This window comes from Achromobacter sp. T5-5 (assembly GCF_055397965.1).
Window position 1 is genome coordinate 2,987,057 of sequence record NZ_AP027919.1, and the last position, 16,193, is coordinate 3,003,249.

Below are 16,193 nucleotides of genomic sequence, written 5' to 3' on the forward strand. Positions count from 1 at the left end.
CTCGTCCAAGGAGCCGACCATGCCTGTCATCGTCAATGGCGTCGAACTGAACGACGCGGATCTGGAACGTGAACTGCCCCTGCACGCCGAAGCCGGCAATCCCATGCGCGAGGCCGTCACGGCCCTGGTGCTGCGGCGCGTGCTGCTGGACGAGGCCGGCCGCCAGGGCCTGGACGTCTCGGACGAGGAAAGCGCCATCGGCGCCTTGCTCGCCAGCCAGGCGCCCGCGCCGGAGGCCGACGAGGCGGCCTGCCGCCGCTTCTACCAGATGCACCCCGAGCGTTTCATGGTGGGCGAGCTGGTCGAGGCGGACCACATCCTGTTCCAGGTCACGCCCGACGTGAACCTGGACATGCTGAAAGCGCATGCCAACGTGGTGCTGGCCGACCTGCTGGCGGACCCGTCGCGCTTTGCCGAGGTCGCGCGCGCGCAGTCCAACTGCCCGTCCGCGGCCGTGGGGGGCAACCTGGGACAGCTCGGGCGCGGCGACACCGTGCCGGAATTCGAACGCGCGGTGTTCGCGCTGCCCTCAGGCGGGCTGCTGCCGCAATTGCTGCAGACGCGGCATGGCCTGCACATCGTGCGCGTCACGCGGCGTGTCGAAGGGCGGCTGCTGCCTTTCGAGCAGGTCGCCCGGCAGATCGCCACGGCGCTCACCGCCATGAGCCGCGACACGGCCTGGCGGCAGTACACCAAGCTGCTGGTGGGGCGGGCCAGGATCTCGGGCATCGACCTGGACGACGGCGAACCCGAGCGGGTCTTCGCCGGGAGCGCCGCATGATGGACGAGCCTGCGCCTGCCACCCTGACGGACGGCTTCGGCCGCCGCATCGACTATCTGCGCGTGTCCGTCACCGACCGCTGCGACCTGCGCTGCAGCTACTGCCTGCCCAAGGATTTCAAGGGGTTCGAGACGCCGTCCAACTGGATGTCCCACGACGAAATGGCCCGGCTGGTCGGGCTGTTTGTCGGCCTGGGCGTCGCCAAGGTCCGGCTGACCGGCGGCGAGCCGCTGTTGCGCAAGGGCGTGGCCGGGCTGGCCGCCACCATCGCCGCCATGCCCGGCCTGCGCGACCTGTCCGTGTCCACCAACGCCACGCAACTGGCCCGCCATGCGCAGTCGCTGCGCGCGGCGGGGGTGGACCGCCTGAACATCAGCCTGGACACGCTGGACGCCGCGGCCTTCGCGCAGATCACCGGGCGCGACTGCCTGGCGTCCGTGCTGGCCGGACTGGCGGCGGCGCGGCAGGCCGGCTTTGCCCCGATCAAGCTCAACAGCGTAGTGCACGCCGCCACGCCCGAATCCGACGTGCGGCGCCTGCTGGCGTACGCGATGGAACAGGGCTTCGTGCTGCGCCTCATCGAGCCCATGCCCATGGGCGAATGCGGACGGGGCCACACGCACACCGACCTGAACGCGATGGGCGCGCGGCTGGCGGCGGACGCCGGCCTGGTGCCGTCGCTGGCGCAATCGCGCAACGGTCCGGCGCGGTACTGGACGGGCGGGCAGGGCGCGCCCGTGCTGGGCGTCATCACGCCGATGTCGCGCCATTTCTGCGCCACCTGCAACCGCGTCCGGCTGGGCGTGGACGGCACCCTGTATCTTTGCCTGGGGCAGGAAGACCAGGTCCCGCTGGGACGCCTGCTGCGCGCGGGCGCCAGCGACGCGGACCTCATCCAGGCCATCGTGGCGGGCATCGCCGCCAAGCCGGAGCGCCACGAATTCAACGCCCGTCCCGAACGCATCGTGCGTTTCATGGCGCAGACGGGAGGCTGACATGCAAGACCTCGAACGGCTGGTCGGCGGCTTCCAGCGCTTCCAGCAGCAGTATTACGAAGACGCGCCATCGCTGTACCGCAACCTGCGCGACGGCCAGCATCCCAGCACGCTCCTGATCGGCTGCTGCGATTCCCGGGTGGACCCGGCCATGCTGCTGGGGTGCGACCCCGGCGACATCTTCACCGTGCGCAACGTGGCCAACCTGGTGCCCCCGTCCAGCAAGGACCGCGGCCTGCAGGGCGTGCTGGCGGCCATTCAGTTCGCGGTCGAGCAACTGCAGGTCAGCCGCATCATCGTGCTTGGGCATGCGCAGTGCGGCGGCATCCGTGCGCTGATGGAGCGGGGCATCCGCCGCGATGGCGAAACCGATTATCTCGGGCGCTGGATGGACATCGCCGAACCGGCGCGGGAACAGGTGCTGCGGCAGATGCCGCACGCCTCCCAGGCAGAGCGCCGCCGCGCCTGCGAGCAGGCGTCCATCCTGATCTCGCTGCGCAACCTTGAAGACCTGCCCTTTGTCCGGCGGGCCGTGGACGGCGGCAGCCTGACGCTGCACGGCTGGTATTTCGACCTGGTGGCCGGCGCTTTGCTGGCATACTCCCCGCGTGCGGATACGTTTCTGCCCATCGTTTGCCCTCTGCTGACGGAACCTGCCCTCCCATGACCCCTGTATTCGGCATCGCCGGCCGCTCCGGCAGCGGCAAGACCACCCTGATCGAAGCCATGCTGCCGTTGCTGGGCGCGCGCGGCCTGCGCGTGAACGTCATCAAGCACAGCCATCACGATTTCCAGATGGAGCCGCCCGGCAAGGACAGCGCGCGCTTTCGCACGGCGGGCGCGCAAGAGGTCATGATCGCCTCGCCGTACCGCTACGCCATCGTGCATGAGCTGCGCGACGCGCCCGAACCCACGCTGGACGCGCAACTGGCGCGCCTGTCGCCCGCCGACCTGGTGCTGGTCGAAGGCTTCAAGCAGGCGTCCATTCCGCGCATCGAGGTCTACCGGCCCGCGCTGGGCAAGCCGCCGCTGCACACCGAGGACCCCGGATTTCTCGCGGTCGTGACGGACGCGCCGCAAGGCATCGCCTTGCCCTGCCTGCCACTGAACGAACCCGCCCGGGTCGCGGACTTTCTCTGCCGCGCCCTCGGGCTGGGATGATCGCGCGAACATGGTGTCTGAATGCCAGCGGGAAGGGACTACACTGATGCCCGAATTGCGCTCTTCGCACCGACCACCATGACGCCCGCCGATACCGCCGCCCGTTCCGACGCGCTTCCGTCGCCCCGGCACCGCCTTTCCACGCGCATCGTGGCCAGTTCGCTGCTGGCGCTGGTGGTGGTGCTTGCCATGGTGAGCTGGACGCTCTGGCTGTCGTGGCAGCTCGAAGGCGCGGGCGCGGCCATCAACGACACCGGCAGCCTGCGCATGCGCGCGAACCGCGTGGCGGTGGAACTGATGCGCCCGCAAGCCGGCCGCGACGTGCGGACCGCCGAACAGATCGCCGTGCTGGACGAGACCATCGCGCGCCTGGCGCGCGGCAACCCCGCGCGTCCGCTCTTCATCCCCAACGACCCCGCCATCCGCGCCCAGTGGCAGGACGTGGCGGCCTACTGGCGCGACATCATGAAGCCGGCGGCGCTGCGGGCCATCGCCCAGCCGGACGCCTCGGCGTACCTGGAGACGCTGCCCGAGTTCGTGGCCCGGGCCGACACGCTGGTGCGCATGATCGAACAGGACAACGCCGGCAAGACCACGTCGCTGCGCCTGTCGCAGGGCGTGCTGGCGGCGATCGCCAGCGCCGGGACGCTGGCGATGATCTACCTGCTTTACCTGTGGATCATCTCTCCCGTGCTGCGCCTGCGCGACGGCCTGCAGCGCATGGCCGACCGCGAGTTCAGCACCCGGCTGCCGGTGGAAAGCCAGGACGAGTTCGGCGTGCTGGCGCGCGGCTACAACCGCATGGCCGACGAACTGCAGGACCTGTACACCAGCCTGGAGCAGCGGGTGGAGCAAAAGACCGCGCAGCTGGCGGCGCAGAACCGCGATATCGGCGCGCTGTACGACATGGCGGCGTTCCTGAACCAGCCCAATGAGATCGAAGCCATGTGCGACGGCTTTCTGCGCCGCGTCATGCTGCAATTCGACGCGGACGCCGGCAGCATCCGCGCGCTGGACCCCAACAACGAAAAGCTCAACCTGGTGGTGTCGGTCGGCCTGTCCGACGAACTGGTGCAGGCCGAGCACTGCATGAAAGTGGACGACTGCTACTGCGGCGTGGCGACGCGCCAGGCGGGGGTCATCGTCATTCAGGACTTCCGCCAGTCGCCGCAGGAGCTGGACCTGAACTGCCAGCGCGAGGGCTTCTCCAGCGTGGCCGTGTTCCGCATCGTGACCCGCGACGAGGTATTGGGCTCGTATTCGCTGCATTTCCGCCAGCAGCGCCGCCTGATGGCGTCGGAGTCGCAATTGCTGGAAACGCTGGGCCAGCACCTTGGCGTGGCGCTGGACAACCGGCGCCTGAGCGCGCAGGCCCGCCAGCTTGCCGTCGTGCAGGAGCGCGGACTGGTCGCGCAAGGCCTGCACGACAGCCTGGCCCAGGGGCTGAACTTCCTGAACCTGCAACTGCAGATGCTGGACGCCGCCATCAAGCGCGGCGACGACGAAGAGGTCAGCGAGATCCTGCCGCTCCTGCGCACCGGCGTGGACGAAAGCTACCAGGACGTGCGCGAACTGCTGACCAATTTCCGCAGCAAGCTGTCGCAGGGCGATCTGCAGGCCGCCATCGAGGACACCGTCGCCCGCTTCCGGCGCCAGACAGCCATCGAGACCGAGCTCACCTTCAGCCAGGGCGAGGGCGCGCCGCTGCAGCCCGAGCAGCAGCTCCAGGTGCTGTTCATCCTGCAGGAGGCCCTGTCCAACGTACGCAAGCATTCCGAAGCCAGCCGCGTGCGCATTTCTGTCGAGAACGGCCGCGATTTCACCCTGCAGATCGCCGACGACGGGCAGGGCTACGACCCGGCCGACGTCGCCGAACGCGGCGAATCCCACGTGGGCATGCACATCATGCGCGAGCGCGCCGCGCGCATGCGCGCCGTGATAAAACTCGAATCGCAGCCCGGCGCCGGCACGCGCGTGGCGCTCACCCTGCCTGGCGCTGAACGCCAGGCTGCCTGACCTTCCTGTCCATCATGACCATCCGCATCCTGCTCATCGACGACCACACCCTGTTCCGTTCCGGGGTCCGCCTGCTGTTGCAGCGCCAGCCCGACTTCGAAGTCGTGGCCGAGGCGGGGGACGGGGTGGAGGGCCTGAAGCGCGCCCAGGAGCTCAAGCCCGACGTGGTGCTGCTGGACCTGAACCTGCCCGGGCTGTCGGGGCTGGAAACGCTGCAGCTCCTGACGCAGGACCTGCCCGGGTGCGCAGTCATCATCCTGACGGTCTCCGAAGAGGCCGACGAACTCGGCCAGGCGCTGCGCGATGGCGCCCGCGGCTACCTCGTCAAGAACATCGACGCCGACGCGCTGGTGTCGGCGATCCGCCGCGCCGCCAACGGCGAAGCCGTGATCGCCGACAGCATGACCGCCAAGCTGGTCGAGCAGTTCCGCGGCCAGGCCAGCCAGACGCCGCCGCCGCCCGGGTCCGCCGAACGCCACCGCCTCACCGCGCGCGAGACGCAGATCGTGCAATGGCTGGCGCGCGGCGCCAGCAACAAGGTCATCGCGCGCGAACTGGACGTCAGCGAAAGCACGGTCAAGATCCATGTGCAGAACGTGCTGAAAAAGCTCAATCTGACCAGCCGCGTGCAGGTGGCCGTGTATGCGGTGGAGCGCGGCCTGTATACGGAAGAATAGGCGCCCGCGATTGCGAGCACTTCGGTGTCAGACACCCGAAGGCGCCGCGCCGTTTGATTTTCGACAAGGCCCGGCGCACGGGCGGCCCATAGACTGGCCGTCATGCAAACTCGAACCACTCCCATGGAGCTCGTGGCCCCGGCGGGCAGCCTGGCCGCGCTGAAGGCAGCGATAGAGGCGGGCGCCGACACCGTCTATCTCGGGCTCAAGAACGCCACCAATGCCCGCAATTTCGCCGGGCTCAATTTCACCGAAGCAGACATCCGCGCAGGCGTCGAACTCGCCCATCGCCGCAACCGGCAGGTGCTGTTCGCCATCAACACCTTCGTGCAGGCGGGCCGCATGGCCGAATGGCGGGCGGCGGTGGATGCCGCGCACGACCTGGGCGCCGACGCCGTCATCATGGCCGACCCGGGTCTGCTCGCGTACGCCAGCGACCGCTACCCCGACCTGCGCCTGCATCTGTCCGTGCAGGGCTCAGCCACCCACGCCGACGCCATCGAACTGATGAAGGAACAGTTCGGCATCCGCCGCGTGGTGCTGCCGCGCGTGCTGACGCTGGCGGAGGTGGCTCGCATCTGCGCCAACGTCAGCGTCGAGGTCGAGGTCTTCGGCTTTGGGAGCCTGTGCGTCATGGCCGAAGGCCGCTGCCTGCTGTCCTCGTACGCCACGGGCGATTCCCCCAACAACAAGGGCGTCTGTTCGCCCGCGCACGCGGTGCGCTGGGTGGAAGAGGACGGCCGCATGGATGCGCGCCTGTCGGGCATTCTCATCGACCGCTACGAACCCGGCGAACCCGCCGCCTATCCCACGCTGTGCAAGGGGCGGTTCGACGTGGACGGGCACGCCGACCACGCGCTGGAAGAGCCCACCAGCCTGAACGCCATCGGCCTGTTGCCGCGCCTGGCCGAGATGGGCGTGTCCGCCATCAAGATCGAAGGCCGCCAGCGCAGCCCGGCCTACGTCACGCAGGTGGTGTCCACCTTGCGCGCCGCGCTGGACAGCGTGCACGCGAACGCCGCGCGCTACTCGCCGCGCCCCGAATGGAACGCCATGCTGGCGCGCCATGCCGAGGGCTCCCAAGTCACTCAAGGCGCATTCGAAAGGCCATGGAAATGAACCTGCTCCCATTCCAGATTTCAGTCGGTCCCTTGCTCTACTACTGGCCGCGCCAGCGCACCATGGACTTCTACGCCGCCGTGGCCGACAGCCCCGCCGACATCGTGTACGTGGGCGAAACCGTCTGCAGCCGGCGCCACGAACTGCGCGCCGACGATTGGCTGGGGCTTGCCCGGGACCTGCGCGCCGAGGGCAAGACCGTCGTGCTGTCGGGCCGCACCCTGATCGAAACCGGGGCCGAGGCCAGCGCCCTCAAGAAGCTGTGCGAGCAGCCGGACTTCATGGTGGAAGCCGGCGAACTGGGCGCGGTGCGCCATCTGAGCGGGCGCGGTTTCGTGGCGGGGCCGCACCTGAACGCCTATCACGGCGGCACGCTGGCCTGGCTGGCCAACCGCGGCGCGGTGCGCTTTGTCGCGCCGCTCGAAATGGACGGCCCCACGCTGGCCCGCTTGCTGCAAGAGCGGCCGGCCGGCATGCAGGCCGAAGTCATGGTCTGGGGCAGGATGGCGCTGGCGTTTTCGGCGCGCTGCTTTACGGCGCGCCACTTCCGGCTCAAGAAGGACGACTGCGGGTTTCGCTGCATCGAGCATCCCGACGGGCTGGACATGCGCACGCGCGAATCGCGCGAATTCCTGGGCATCAACGGCATCCAGGTGCAGTCGGCCGCCTGCCTGGACCTGTTGGCCGAAGCCGCGGAACTGGCGGGGATGGGCATCGAGGTGCTGCGCGTCAGCCCCCAATCGGCCGGCACGCTGGAAGCGATCGCCGCGCTGGACGCCACGCGCCGAGGCGGCAAGCCGGACGCCGTGTCGCCGCCGGCCGGCATCGGCCGCTGCAACGGCTATTACTACGGGCAGGCCGGGATCGCGCTGCAGGAGGTTGCCGCATGAGCGCCGCCCTGAATCTGCCGCCGCTGCTGGCCAAGCTGGGCCGGCGCGTGCCGGGGCCCTTCGTCTCGCTGCATTTCGCCGCCGGGCTGGAACTGGCGCGCCGCCTCAAGTGGCTGGAGCCGCCCGCCGAACTGGACGGGCGCAGCTTTGCCATCACGGTCGAAGACCTGGGCCTGCGCAGCCGCTTCATCGTGCGGGACGGGGCTTTCCGGCCGCTCTGGAGCCGCGGCGCGGCCGAGGCGGCCGCCGACCTGGAACTGGGCGCGAAGCTGGCCGACTTTTTGGCGCTGATGCGCGCGCAGACCGACGCCGACACCTTGTTCTTCCAGCGCCGCCTGCGCATCGCGGGCGATACGGAGCTGGGCCTGATCGTGAAGAACTGGCTGGACGCGGCGCCCCGGCCCGCGTGGTTGCAGCGCCTGAGCGGCGGGGTGGGGGGGTGATGGTCCGGGATCGCCGGCTAGTGCCGCGGCGCGCATCGTGGGGTATGGTTACGTGCGCCCGTCCAACGGGCCCAATGACAACCAGGCAGACATAGAAGGCATCCCGCGCGCCGCGCGCGCGTTTGCCGCCTGATCTGAACCCTTGAAAAACGCATTACCCGGAGAGACTCATGACTGAAGCGAAGAAGCCCAACTGGCGCCTGGAAACCGTGGCCGTCCACGGCGGCTACCGCCCCGATCCGACCACGCGCGCGGTAGCGGTGCCGATCTACCAGACGGTGGCCTACGCGTTCGACGACACGCAGCACGGCGCGGACCTCTTCGACCTGAAGGTCGCGGGCAACATCTACACCCGCATCATGAATCCCACCACCGACGTGCTGGAGCAGCGCGTGGCGGCCCTGGAAGGCGGGATCGCCGCGCTGGCGCTGGCGTCGGGCCAGTCGGCCGTCACCTACGCCATCATGACCATCGCCGAGGCCGGCGACAACATCGTTTCGTCCAGCACGCTGTACGGCGGCACCTACAACCTGTTCGCCCACACGCTGCCGCAGTACGGCATCACCACGCGCTTTGCCGACCCCTCGGACCTGGCCGCGTTCGAGGCGCAGATCGACGACCGCACCAAGGCCATCTTCGCGGAGTCGGTCGGCAATCCGCTGGGCAACATCACCGACATCGCCGCGCTGGCCGAGCTGGCCCATCGCCACGGCCTGCCGCTCATCGTCGACAACACCGTGCCCTCGCCGTACCTGCTGCGCCCCATCGAACACGGCGCCGACATCGTGGTGCAGTCCCTGACCAAGTACCTGGGCGGCCACGGCACCAGCCTGGGCGGCGCCATCATCGACTCGGGCAAGTTCCCGTGGGCCGAGCACAAGGCGCGGTTCAAGCGGCTGAACGAGCCCGACGTCAGCTATCACGGCGCGGTCTACACAGAAGCCTTCGGCCCGGCCGCCTACATCGGCCGCGCCCGCGTGGTGCCGCTGCGCAATACCGGTGCGGCCATTTCGCCGTTCAATTCCTTCCAGATCCTGCAGGGCATCGAGACCCTCGCCCTGCGCGTGGACCGCATCGTCGAGAACGCGGTCAAGATCGCCGGGTACCTGAAAGAGCATCCGAAGGTGGAATGGGTGAACTACGCGGGCCTGCCGGACCATCCGGACCACGCGCTCGCCCGCAAGTACCTGGGCGGCAAGGTCCCCGGCCTGTTCACGTTCGGGGTGAAGGGCGGCCGCGAGGCCGGCGCGCGCTTCCAGGATGCGCTGCAGCTCTTCACGCGCCTGGTCAACATTGGCGATTCCAAGTCCCTGGCGACGCATCCGGCATCCACCACGCACCGCCAGCTCAACCCCGAAGAACTGCAAAAGGCCGGCGTGCGCGAGGAAACCGTGCGTCTGTCCATCGGCATCGAGCATATCGACGACCTGATCGCCGACCTGGAGCAGGCGCTGGAACAGGTGTGATCGCCGCGCCGGCGGCCGGCAAGGCGTCCGCTACTTGCGGGCGCTTTTGCCATTTTCAACGCAGATAAGGTCGCGCAGGCGCCGCTGGACCGGGTCGCGCGTGACCGGCGCGTTACGGATGCCCGCCACCGGTATCGATTCCACGATCGCGCCGGTGGCGTCATTGCCGGCGTGGTGCAGGACCTGGGTGACCGTGTAGGTGTTGGCGGCGCAGTTCAGCGTGACCGGCTGGGTGACCGAGCCGTAAGGCTGGCCGTTGGCTTCGGAGATCCGCGGCTGGGCGTAGAACCAGGCCACGGTCACGGCCATCACGGTCGGGTTGTCCGACACGGCCCGGATCGAGTGGGTGTCGTAGAACACCCCCGGCATCGCCTTCGGGTCCACCGGGACCCAGTTGGGATCGTTGGCGGCGGCGTGCGCGCCGGGGCTGCCGTGAGCGGCGACAAACAGGGCCAGGGCGAGGAGGGCGGCGGGAGGCCTTGCGGTCATGGGACGGTTTCCGTGGCGTCGGGGCAGGGGCGCGCGTCCGGCAAGACGTGAGCATGCGTTACGCCAGTATAGAGAACCGGACGCAACGCGCTATAGTTCCGTCCGTTCGATAAATGGCTGGCGGCGGGGGGCTGGCGTATATGCCCAGAATGCCGGGATCCAAGACCATCAGACTGCTGGCCGCAGGCCTTGCGATCGCCGCCGCCGGAGTGCTGGCCTGGGGGATCTACCAGATCATCCCGATGGGCGAGCCCCTGCCGCGTAGCGAGATCGTGGGCGAACTCAACGGACCGGCGCTGGCCTCGTATTCCCGGGTGGCCATTCATCGCTACGGAGAACGCCAGCTCCTCACCGGCCAGCTCCTGGTCACCGCCCGGGACATCGACGGGCTGGCGCAGGCCCCGGTCCTGGACACACAGGTTCCGTCCCTGAAAGAACGCCTGCAGCAGCAGCGCGTGCGGCTGGCGCAGGCCGGCGCCATCACCACCCTGGCGCACGGGACTGGCGACCTGGCCCTGGCCATGCTGCAGACCGGCCGGTCCACCACCGACGCGCGCAATCTCATCTATGGGGGCCGGGGCACCGGCGTATTCGACCTGCTGGGTTCCATCAGCGGCGATACCGGCGTCACGCTCATCGGCGCGCCGGGCGGCCAGCCGCTATTTCTCGTCGCCGGCACCCTGCGCAGCCCGGGCGAAGGCGACCAGCCCGCCGCGTGGGACGCGCTGCGCTCGGACGATCTGGGCACGACCTGGACTTACGATCCCGAGGTGACGCTGGGCGTCCCCCAACAGCACACCACCTTTTTGACGGACCGCCTGGTCATCGCGCTGGAACACCACGAGACCGGCGTGCGGCTGCTCTACAGCTGCGACGGCGCGCGGCGCTGGTCGGCGACGCAGCTCAAGGAACAGGTCTGGCCCGATTCGGCCGCCTTCGAGCGCAAGTTCGCGGCGTCGGCGGAGCGGGACCGCGAAGCCTACGGCGAAGGCCAGCTAGGGTATGGCTGGTCGCTGTACCCGCTGGACGACCGTCGCGCGGTGGGCTGGAGCTGGCGCACGCGCGTGAGGCCCGAGGGCCAGGAAGCGCCCGAGTTGATCGAGACGCGGCGTTTCGAGGTGCAGTTCCAGGAAGACGCCTCGCCCGCGTTCCGCATCACGCCGGACGTGCCCCGGGTGCCCGAGCAGGCGGCCCAGGCGCTCCTGACACGCGACGAGCCGGTGTTCGAGACGGAGGGCGGGGCCATCTACCAGTTGGACAAGGCCGGGTTGTCATGGGTAAAGCGATCGACGTCGCCCGACGTGCGCGGGGCCCGGTCCTGGATCGGGCAGGCGTGGTTCGGCCGCAATGCGTGGGTCATCAAGACCTATGCCGATCACCTGTTCCCCGACAACGAATACACCAAAACCTACTTCTACAGCCGCGACAAAGGCAGGTCCTGGCGGCCGTTCCAACTGTCCTACGAACAGGAGCGCGGGCTGCTGGGCCTGGACCAGACGGGCGACGCCCTCCTGACGCTGGCCGAGCGCGGCGGCAAGACCGTGATCCAGCGCTATCCGCTGGACTGAGACCGCTATCCCGCTACCACGTATTCCGGATAACGCTTGCAGATTTCGTTGACCTGGCTGAGCGTGCCGGACAAGTGCTCGCGCAGCACCTGCTGCGCCCGCGCGGGGTCTTGCGCCGCGATGGCGTCCACCAGCCGCTGGTGGTCGTCCAGGATGCGTTCGGCCTTGCCGGCTTCGGGCAGATGCAGGCGGCGCAGCCGGTCCAGGTGGCCGCTATAGCGCTGCGCCATGTCCCACAGGCTGGCGACGCCGGCGGCCTCGTGCATGTCGCGGTGAAACGCCTGGTCGGCATTGATGAACTGCTGGTATTGGCCGCTGGCGTGGCTGGCGCGCTGCAGGTCGATGCTGGCCTGCAGGCGCTGGAGCAGGAGCGGGTCGGTCCGCTGCGCCAGCAGGTGCACGATTTCCAGTTCGAGCGAGCGACGCAGGAAGTGCGCCTGGCGGGCGGCGGCGATGTCGATGCGGCTGACGACGGTGGTGTGTTGGGGATAGATATCGACCAGGGCTTCCTCGGCCAGCCGCATCAGCGCGTCGCGGATGGGCGTCTGGCTCAGGCCATAGCTGTCGGCGAGCGTGACGCGGGACAGCGGCGCGCCGGGCGCGAGCTCCAATGAAATGATCTGGCGCCGCAGGTGTTCGAAAACCTGGGGCGCCGCGTGGCGGGAGCGGTCCAGTCTGAGCTTCTGGCTTTGCATCGGATACGGTATCGAGATTCCGCGTAGGGAAGGGCGGTGACGAAAACGGCAGTGTAGCGGGTTTCCACCTAGCTGACGCACTAATGTATTAGTGTTTAAATGCCCTGACCGTCACAACGCCTTTCCCTCCTATCCCGATGAAACGACCCTACGAAAGCCTGCGCAGCGCCGCCTGGATGGCCAAGGACGACCTGCGCTCCTTCGGCCACCGTTCCCGCATGATGCAAATGGGCTATGGCCCCGACGATTGGGCCGGGCGCCCGGTCATCGCCATCATCAATACCTGGTCCGACCTGAATCCCTGCCACAGCCATTTCAAGCAGCGCGTCGAGGACGTGAAGCGTGGCGTGTTCCAGGCCGGCGGCTTCCCAGTGGAACTGCCCGCGATCTCGGTGTCGGAATCCTTCGTCAAGCCGACCACCATGCTGTATCGCAACTTTCTGGCCATGGAAACCGAAGAGCTGCTGCGCAGCCACCCGGTGGACGGCGCGGTGCTGATGGGCGGCTGCGACAAGACCACGCCGGGCCTCATCATGGGGGCGATCAGCGCGGGCCTGCCCTGTGTCTACGTGCCCGCCGGCCCCATGCTGCGCGGCAACTGGAAGGGCAAGGTGCTGGGGTCCGGATCGGACGCCTGGAAACTCTGGGACGAACGCCGCGCCGGCAAGATCACGCAGGAACAATGGACCGAGGTGGAGGGCGGCATCGCCCGCAGCTACGGCACCTGCATGACCATGGGCACCGCCAGCACCATGACGGCCATCGCCGAGGCCATCGGCATGACGCTGCCGGGCGCCTCGTCGATTCCCGCCGCCGACGTCAACCACATGCGCATGTCGGCAGAATGCGGCCGCCGCGTGGTGGACATGGTCTGGGACGACCTGACGCCGCAGCGCATCCTGAGCCCCGCGTCGTTCAAGAACGCCATCAACGTCGCCATGGCGATGGGCTGTTCCACCAACGCCATCATCCACCTGGTCGCCATGTCGCGCCGCGCGGGCTGCGCGGTGGGCCTGGACGACTTCGACGCCGCCAGCCGCAAGGTGCCCGTCATCGCCAACATCCGGCCCAGCGGCGACACCTACCTGATGGAAGACTTCTACTACGCGGGCGGCCTGCCCGCGCTGATGTCGCGCCTGCACGGCCACCTGGACCTGTCGGCCATGACGGTCACGGGCAAGACGCTGGGCGAGAACATCGCCGGCGCCGAGGTCTACAACGACGACGTGATCCGCAAGCTGGACGAAGCGATCTACGACGAGGGCGCGCTGGCCGTGCTGCGCGGCAACATCGCGCCCGACGGCTGCGTCATCAAGCCCAGCGCCTGCGCCCCGCAGTACCTGCGCCATACCGGCCCGGCGCTGGTGTTTGACGACTACCCCAGCATGAAAGCCGCCGTCGAGGACGAAAACCTGGACGTCACCGCCGACCACATCATGATCCTGCGCAACGCCGGCCCGCAAGGCGGCCCCGGCATGCCGGAATGGGGCATGCTGCCCATCCCGACCAAGCTGGTCAAACAGGGCGTGCGCGACATGCTGCGCCTGTCGGATGCGCGCATGAGCGGCACCAGCTACGGCGCCTGCATCCTGCACGTCGCGCCCGAAAGCCACGTGGGCGGGCCCCTGGCGCTGGTCAAGACGGGCGACACGATCACCGTGGACGTGCCCGCGCGCACCATCAACCTGAACGTCAGCGACGAGGAACTGGCCGCGCGCCGCGCCGCCTGGACACCGCCGCCGCGGCGCTACGAGCGCGGCTACGGCTGGATGTATTCCCGGCACATCCTGCAGGCCAACGACGGCTGCGACTTCGACTTCCTGGAAACGGAATTCGGCGCGCCCGTGCCCGAGCCCGCCATTTTCTGAACCCGGACTTTTTCCGCAATTCCGTCTACCTACCCGGAGCCATCGTGTCCCCCATGAATCCCGAAACCCGCGCCCGGCTGTCCGGCGTCAGCACCGCCACGCTGTGCACGGCCCTGTTCAAGCGCGGCCTGCGCAACCAGTTCATCCAGGACGTGCGGCCGCTCAACGCCAATCTGCCCAACATGGTCGGCCCGGCCTTCACGCTGCGCTACATCCCCGCGCGCGAAGACCTGAACACCATCAAGGTGTTCGAAGACCGCGCGCATCCGCAGCGCGCCGCCGTAGAAACCTGCCCCGAAGGGGCGGTCTTCGTCATGGACAGCCGCAAGGACGCGCGCGCCGCGTCCGCCGGCTCCATCCTGGTCACCCGCCTGATGAAGCGAGGGGTGGCCGGCGTGGTCACGGACGGGGGCTTTCGCGATTCGCCCGAGATCGCCGAGATGGGCTTTCCCGCCTACCACCAGCGTCCGTCCGCGCCCACCAACCTGACGCTGCACCAGGCGCTGGACATCAACGTGCCCATCGGCTGCGGCGACGTGGCCGTGTGGCCCGGCGACATCGTCGTGGGCGACCGCGAGGGCGTGGTGGTCATTCCGGCCCACCTGGCCGACGAGATAGCGATCGAAGCGGTCGAGATGACCGTCTTCGAGGACTTCGTCACCAGCCAGGTGCAGGCGGGTGCGTCCATCCTGGGGCTGTACCCCCCGACCGATCCCGGCACCAAGGACAAGTTCGCCGCCTGGCGCAAAGAACAGGGCCGCTGAGCCTTGCCGCCGGCGCAGCCGGCACCCCACCCATACCGATAAAGATAGGCAGGAGACAACCATGAACATGCAACGACGCGGCGCGCTGGCCGCGCTGCTGGCCGGCGCCGTCCTCGGCACCCTGGCCATGCCCGCCAGTGCCGCCGATTGGCCGGCGCAAAAGCCGATTTCCTATGTGGTGCCGTTCACCGTGGGCGGCTCGACCGACGTGGTGGGCCGGGTGCTGGCCCAGAAGCTGGGCGACCGCCTTCACCAGAACGTCATCGTCGAGAACAAGCCCGGCGCCGCCGGCGGCATCGGCGCCACCTACGTGGCCAAGGCCGCGCCCGACGGCTACACGCTGTTCGGCGGCACGATCAGCACGCACGCCATCAACGCCAGCCTGTACAAGAACCTGAAGTACGACCCGGTCAAGGACTTCGAACCGGTGTCCCTGATCGCCTTCCTGCCCAACGTGCTGCTGGTTGATCCCAACCTGGGCGTGAATTCGGTGGCCGACCTGATTGCGCTGCTCAAGCGCGACCCCTCCAAGCGCACCTTCGCGTCCTCCGGCGCGGGCACCTCCACGCACCTGGCCGGCGAACTGTTTTCCGGCATGATCGGCGTGCCGCTCACCCACGTGCCCTACAAGGGAACGCCGCCGGCCATGGTGGATGTGTCGTCGGGCGCGGTGACGTTCATGTTCGACCAGATGACGGCGGCCTTGCCGCTGCTGCAGACCGGCAAGCTCAAGCTGCTGGCCGTGACCACCAAGGACCGCATCGCGCTCGCGCCGGACGTGCCGACCATGCAGGAGGCCGGCGTGCCTGGCTTCCAGATGGCGTCATGGCAGGCGGTCTACGCGCCCAAGGGCACGCCCAAGCCCATCCTGGACAAGCTGGCCGCCGAAATCGCCCTGATCCTGAAAGAACCCGACGTCCAGGAAAAGCTGGGCAAGACCATGGGCATGGAGCTGGTCGGCAGCACGCCGGACCAACTGCGCGACCTGATGGCCACGGAAATCCCGCGGTGGGCCGAGGTCGTGAAGAAGTCGGGCGCGTCGGTGGAGTAGGGCAGTATCGGGCGTAGGCCGGGGGCGCGTTGTGGTTCACGCAGCGGCCTTCGGCGCCTGGATCATCCGGCGCCCGGGGCGGCATTGCGCTGCACGGTGACTGACGGCGCCTGCACGCGGGTCGTGTGGGCGAGGCCGCGCGGCAGTAAGCTGAGGCTTATCGGGATCTGGCCCGGCGTCCTGTCCGGCAGTCAGGCTCGCCGTGGAGTC

At 68.6% G+C, this 16,193-nt stretch carries 16 protein-coding genes; 14 read left to right on the forward strand and 2 right to left on the reverse strand.

Annotated elements, in window-relative coordinates; genetic code table 11:
- The first annotated feature begins 19 nt into the window (after positions 1-19).
- From ACZ50Q_RS13475 to ACZ50Q_RS13520, 10 genes are all read left to right on the forward strand, one after another.
- A complete protein-coding gene (locus tag ACZ50Q_RS13475) occupies positions 20-781 on the forward strand; it encodes a peptidylprolyl isomerase (RefSeq protein ID WP_464081845.1) in 762 nt (253 codons plus the stop codon).
- Positions 778-1,776 (forward strand): GTP 3',8-cyclase MoaA, encoded by a 999-nt coding sequence (gene moaA, locus ACZ50Q_RS13480; protein ID WP_464081846.1) that lies wholly within the window; start codon positions 778-780, stop codon positions 1,774-1,776. The genes ACZ50Q_RS13475 and moaA overlap by 4 nt, the downstream gene beginning before the upstream one ends.
- A 1-nt stretch (position 1,777) precedes the next feature.
- Positions 1,778-2,443, forward strand: coding sequence for a carbonic anhydrase (locus ACZ50Q_RS13485; protein WP_092578276.1), 666 nt, complete (start codon positions 1,778-1,780; stop codon positions 2,441-2,443).
- Positions 2,440-2,937 (forward strand): molybdopterin-guanine dinucleotide biosynthesis protein B, encoded by a 498-nt coding sequence (gene mobB, locus ACZ50Q_RS13490; RefSeq protein WP_464081847.1) that lies wholly within the window; start codon positions 2,440-2,442, stop codon positions 2,935-2,937. The genes ACZ50Q_RS13485 and mobB overlap by 4 nt, the downstream gene beginning before the upstream one ends.
- A 78-nt stretch (positions 2,938-3,015) precedes the next feature.
- Positions 3,016-4,953: a type IV pili methyl-accepting chemotaxis transducer N-terminal domain-containing protein gene (locus ACZ50Q_RS13495; RefSeq protein ID WP_092578272.1), complete on the forward strand. Its 1,938-nt coding sequence runs from the start codon at positions 3,016-3,018 to the stop codon at positions 4,951-4,953.
- A 14-nt stretch (positions 4,954-4,967) separates the two neighbouring features.
- On the forward strand, positions 4,968-5,630 hold the full coding sequence (locus ACZ50Q_RS13500) for a response regulator (RefSeq protein ID WP_076520644.1): 663 nt from the start codon (positions 4,968-4,970) through the stop codon (positions 5,628-5,630).
- 102 nt (positions 5,631-5,732) lie between these two features.
- Positions 5,733-6,749, forward strand: a complete 1,017-nt coding sequence (gene ubiU / locus ACZ50Q_RS13505; protein ID WP_092578271.1) for a ubiquinone anaerobic biosynthesis protein UbiU — start codon at positions 5,733-5,735, stop codon at positions 6,747-6,749.
- Positions 6,746-7,639: a U32 family peptidase gene (locus ACZ50Q_RS13510; RefSeq protein WP_464081848.1), complete on the forward strand. Its 894-nt coding sequence runs from the start codon at positions 6,746-6,748 to the stop codon at positions 7,637-7,639. The genes ubiU and ACZ50Q_RS13510 overlap by 4 nt, the downstream gene beginning before the upstream one ends.
- Positions 7,636-8,082 (forward strand): ubiquinone anaerobic biosynthesis accessory factor UbiT, encoded by a 447-nt coding sequence (gene ubiT, locus ACZ50Q_RS13515; RefSeq protein ID WP_464081849.1) that lies wholly within the window; start codon positions 7,636-7,638, stop codon positions 8,080-8,082. Before ACZ50Q_RS13510 ends, ubiT begins: the two co-directional genes overlap by 4 nt.
- A 170-nt stretch (positions 8,083-8,252) precedes the next feature.
- A complete protein-coding gene (locus tag ACZ50Q_RS13520; RefSeq protein ID WP_464081850.1) occupies positions 8,253-9,548 on the forward strand; it encodes an O-acetylhomoserine aminocarboxypropyltransferase/cysteine synthase family protein in 1,296 nt (431 codons plus the stop codon).
- Positions 9,549-9,578: 30 nt separating this feature from the next.
- Here ACZ50Q_RS13520 and ACZ50Q_RS13525 read toward each other — a convergent pair whose 3' ends face one another.
- Positions 9,579-10,037, reverse strand: coding sequence for a surface-adhesin E family protein (locus ACZ50Q_RS13525; RefSeq protein ID WP_464081851.1), 459 nt, complete (start codon positions 10,035-10,037; stop codon positions 9,579-9,581).
- 149 nt (positions 10,038-10,186) lie between these two features.
- On the opposite strand from ACZ50Q_RS13525, the gene ACZ50Q_RS13530 reads away from it, so the two are divergent.
- The gene (locus ACZ50Q_RS13530) at positions 10,187-11,605 is read left to right on the forward strand and encodes a hypothetical protein (protein ID WP_464081852.1); all 1,419 of its coding nucleotides are present in this window, start codon (positions 10,187-10,189) and stop codon (positions 11,603-11,605) included.
- A 5-nt stretch (positions 11,606-11,610) separates the two neighbouring features.
- Here the strand turns inward: ACZ50Q_RS13530 and ACZ50Q_RS13535 are convergent, their stop codons facing one another.
- Entirely contained in the window at positions 11,611-12,300 is a 690-nt protein-coding gene (locus tag ACZ50Q_RS13535; RefSeq protein ID WP_464081853.1) for a GntR family transcriptional regulator, read from the reverse strand.
- A gap of 137 nt (positions 12,301-12,437) precedes the next feature.
- On the opposite strand from ACZ50Q_RS13535, the gene araD reads away from it, so the two are divergent.
- The 3 genes from araD to ACZ50Q_RS13550 all read left to right on the forward strand — a co-directional run bounded on the left by araD (position 12,438) and on the right by ACZ50Q_RS13550 (position 15,983).
- Positions 12,438-14,168, forward strand: coding sequence for an L-arabinonate dehydratase (gene araD / locus ACZ50Q_RS13540; RefSeq protein ID WP_464081854.1), 1,731 nt, complete (start codon positions 12,438-12,440; stop codon positions 14,166-14,168).
- 53 nt (positions 14,169-14,221) lie between these two features.
- Positions 14,222-14,932, forward strand: coding sequence for a ribonuclease activity regulator RraA (locus ACZ50Q_RS13545; RefSeq protein ID WP_464081855.1), 711 nt, complete (start codon positions 14,222-14,224; stop codon positions 14,930-14,932).
- Between the two features lie 61 nt (positions 14,933-14,993).
- Complete coding sequence (locus ACZ50Q_RS13550) at positions 14,994-15,983, forward strand: Bug family tripartite tricarboxylate transporter substrate binding protein (protein ID WP_464081856.1); 990 nt, start codon at positions 14,994-14,996, stop codon at positions 15,981-15,983.
- Positions 15,984-16,193 lie beyond the last annotated feature (210 nt).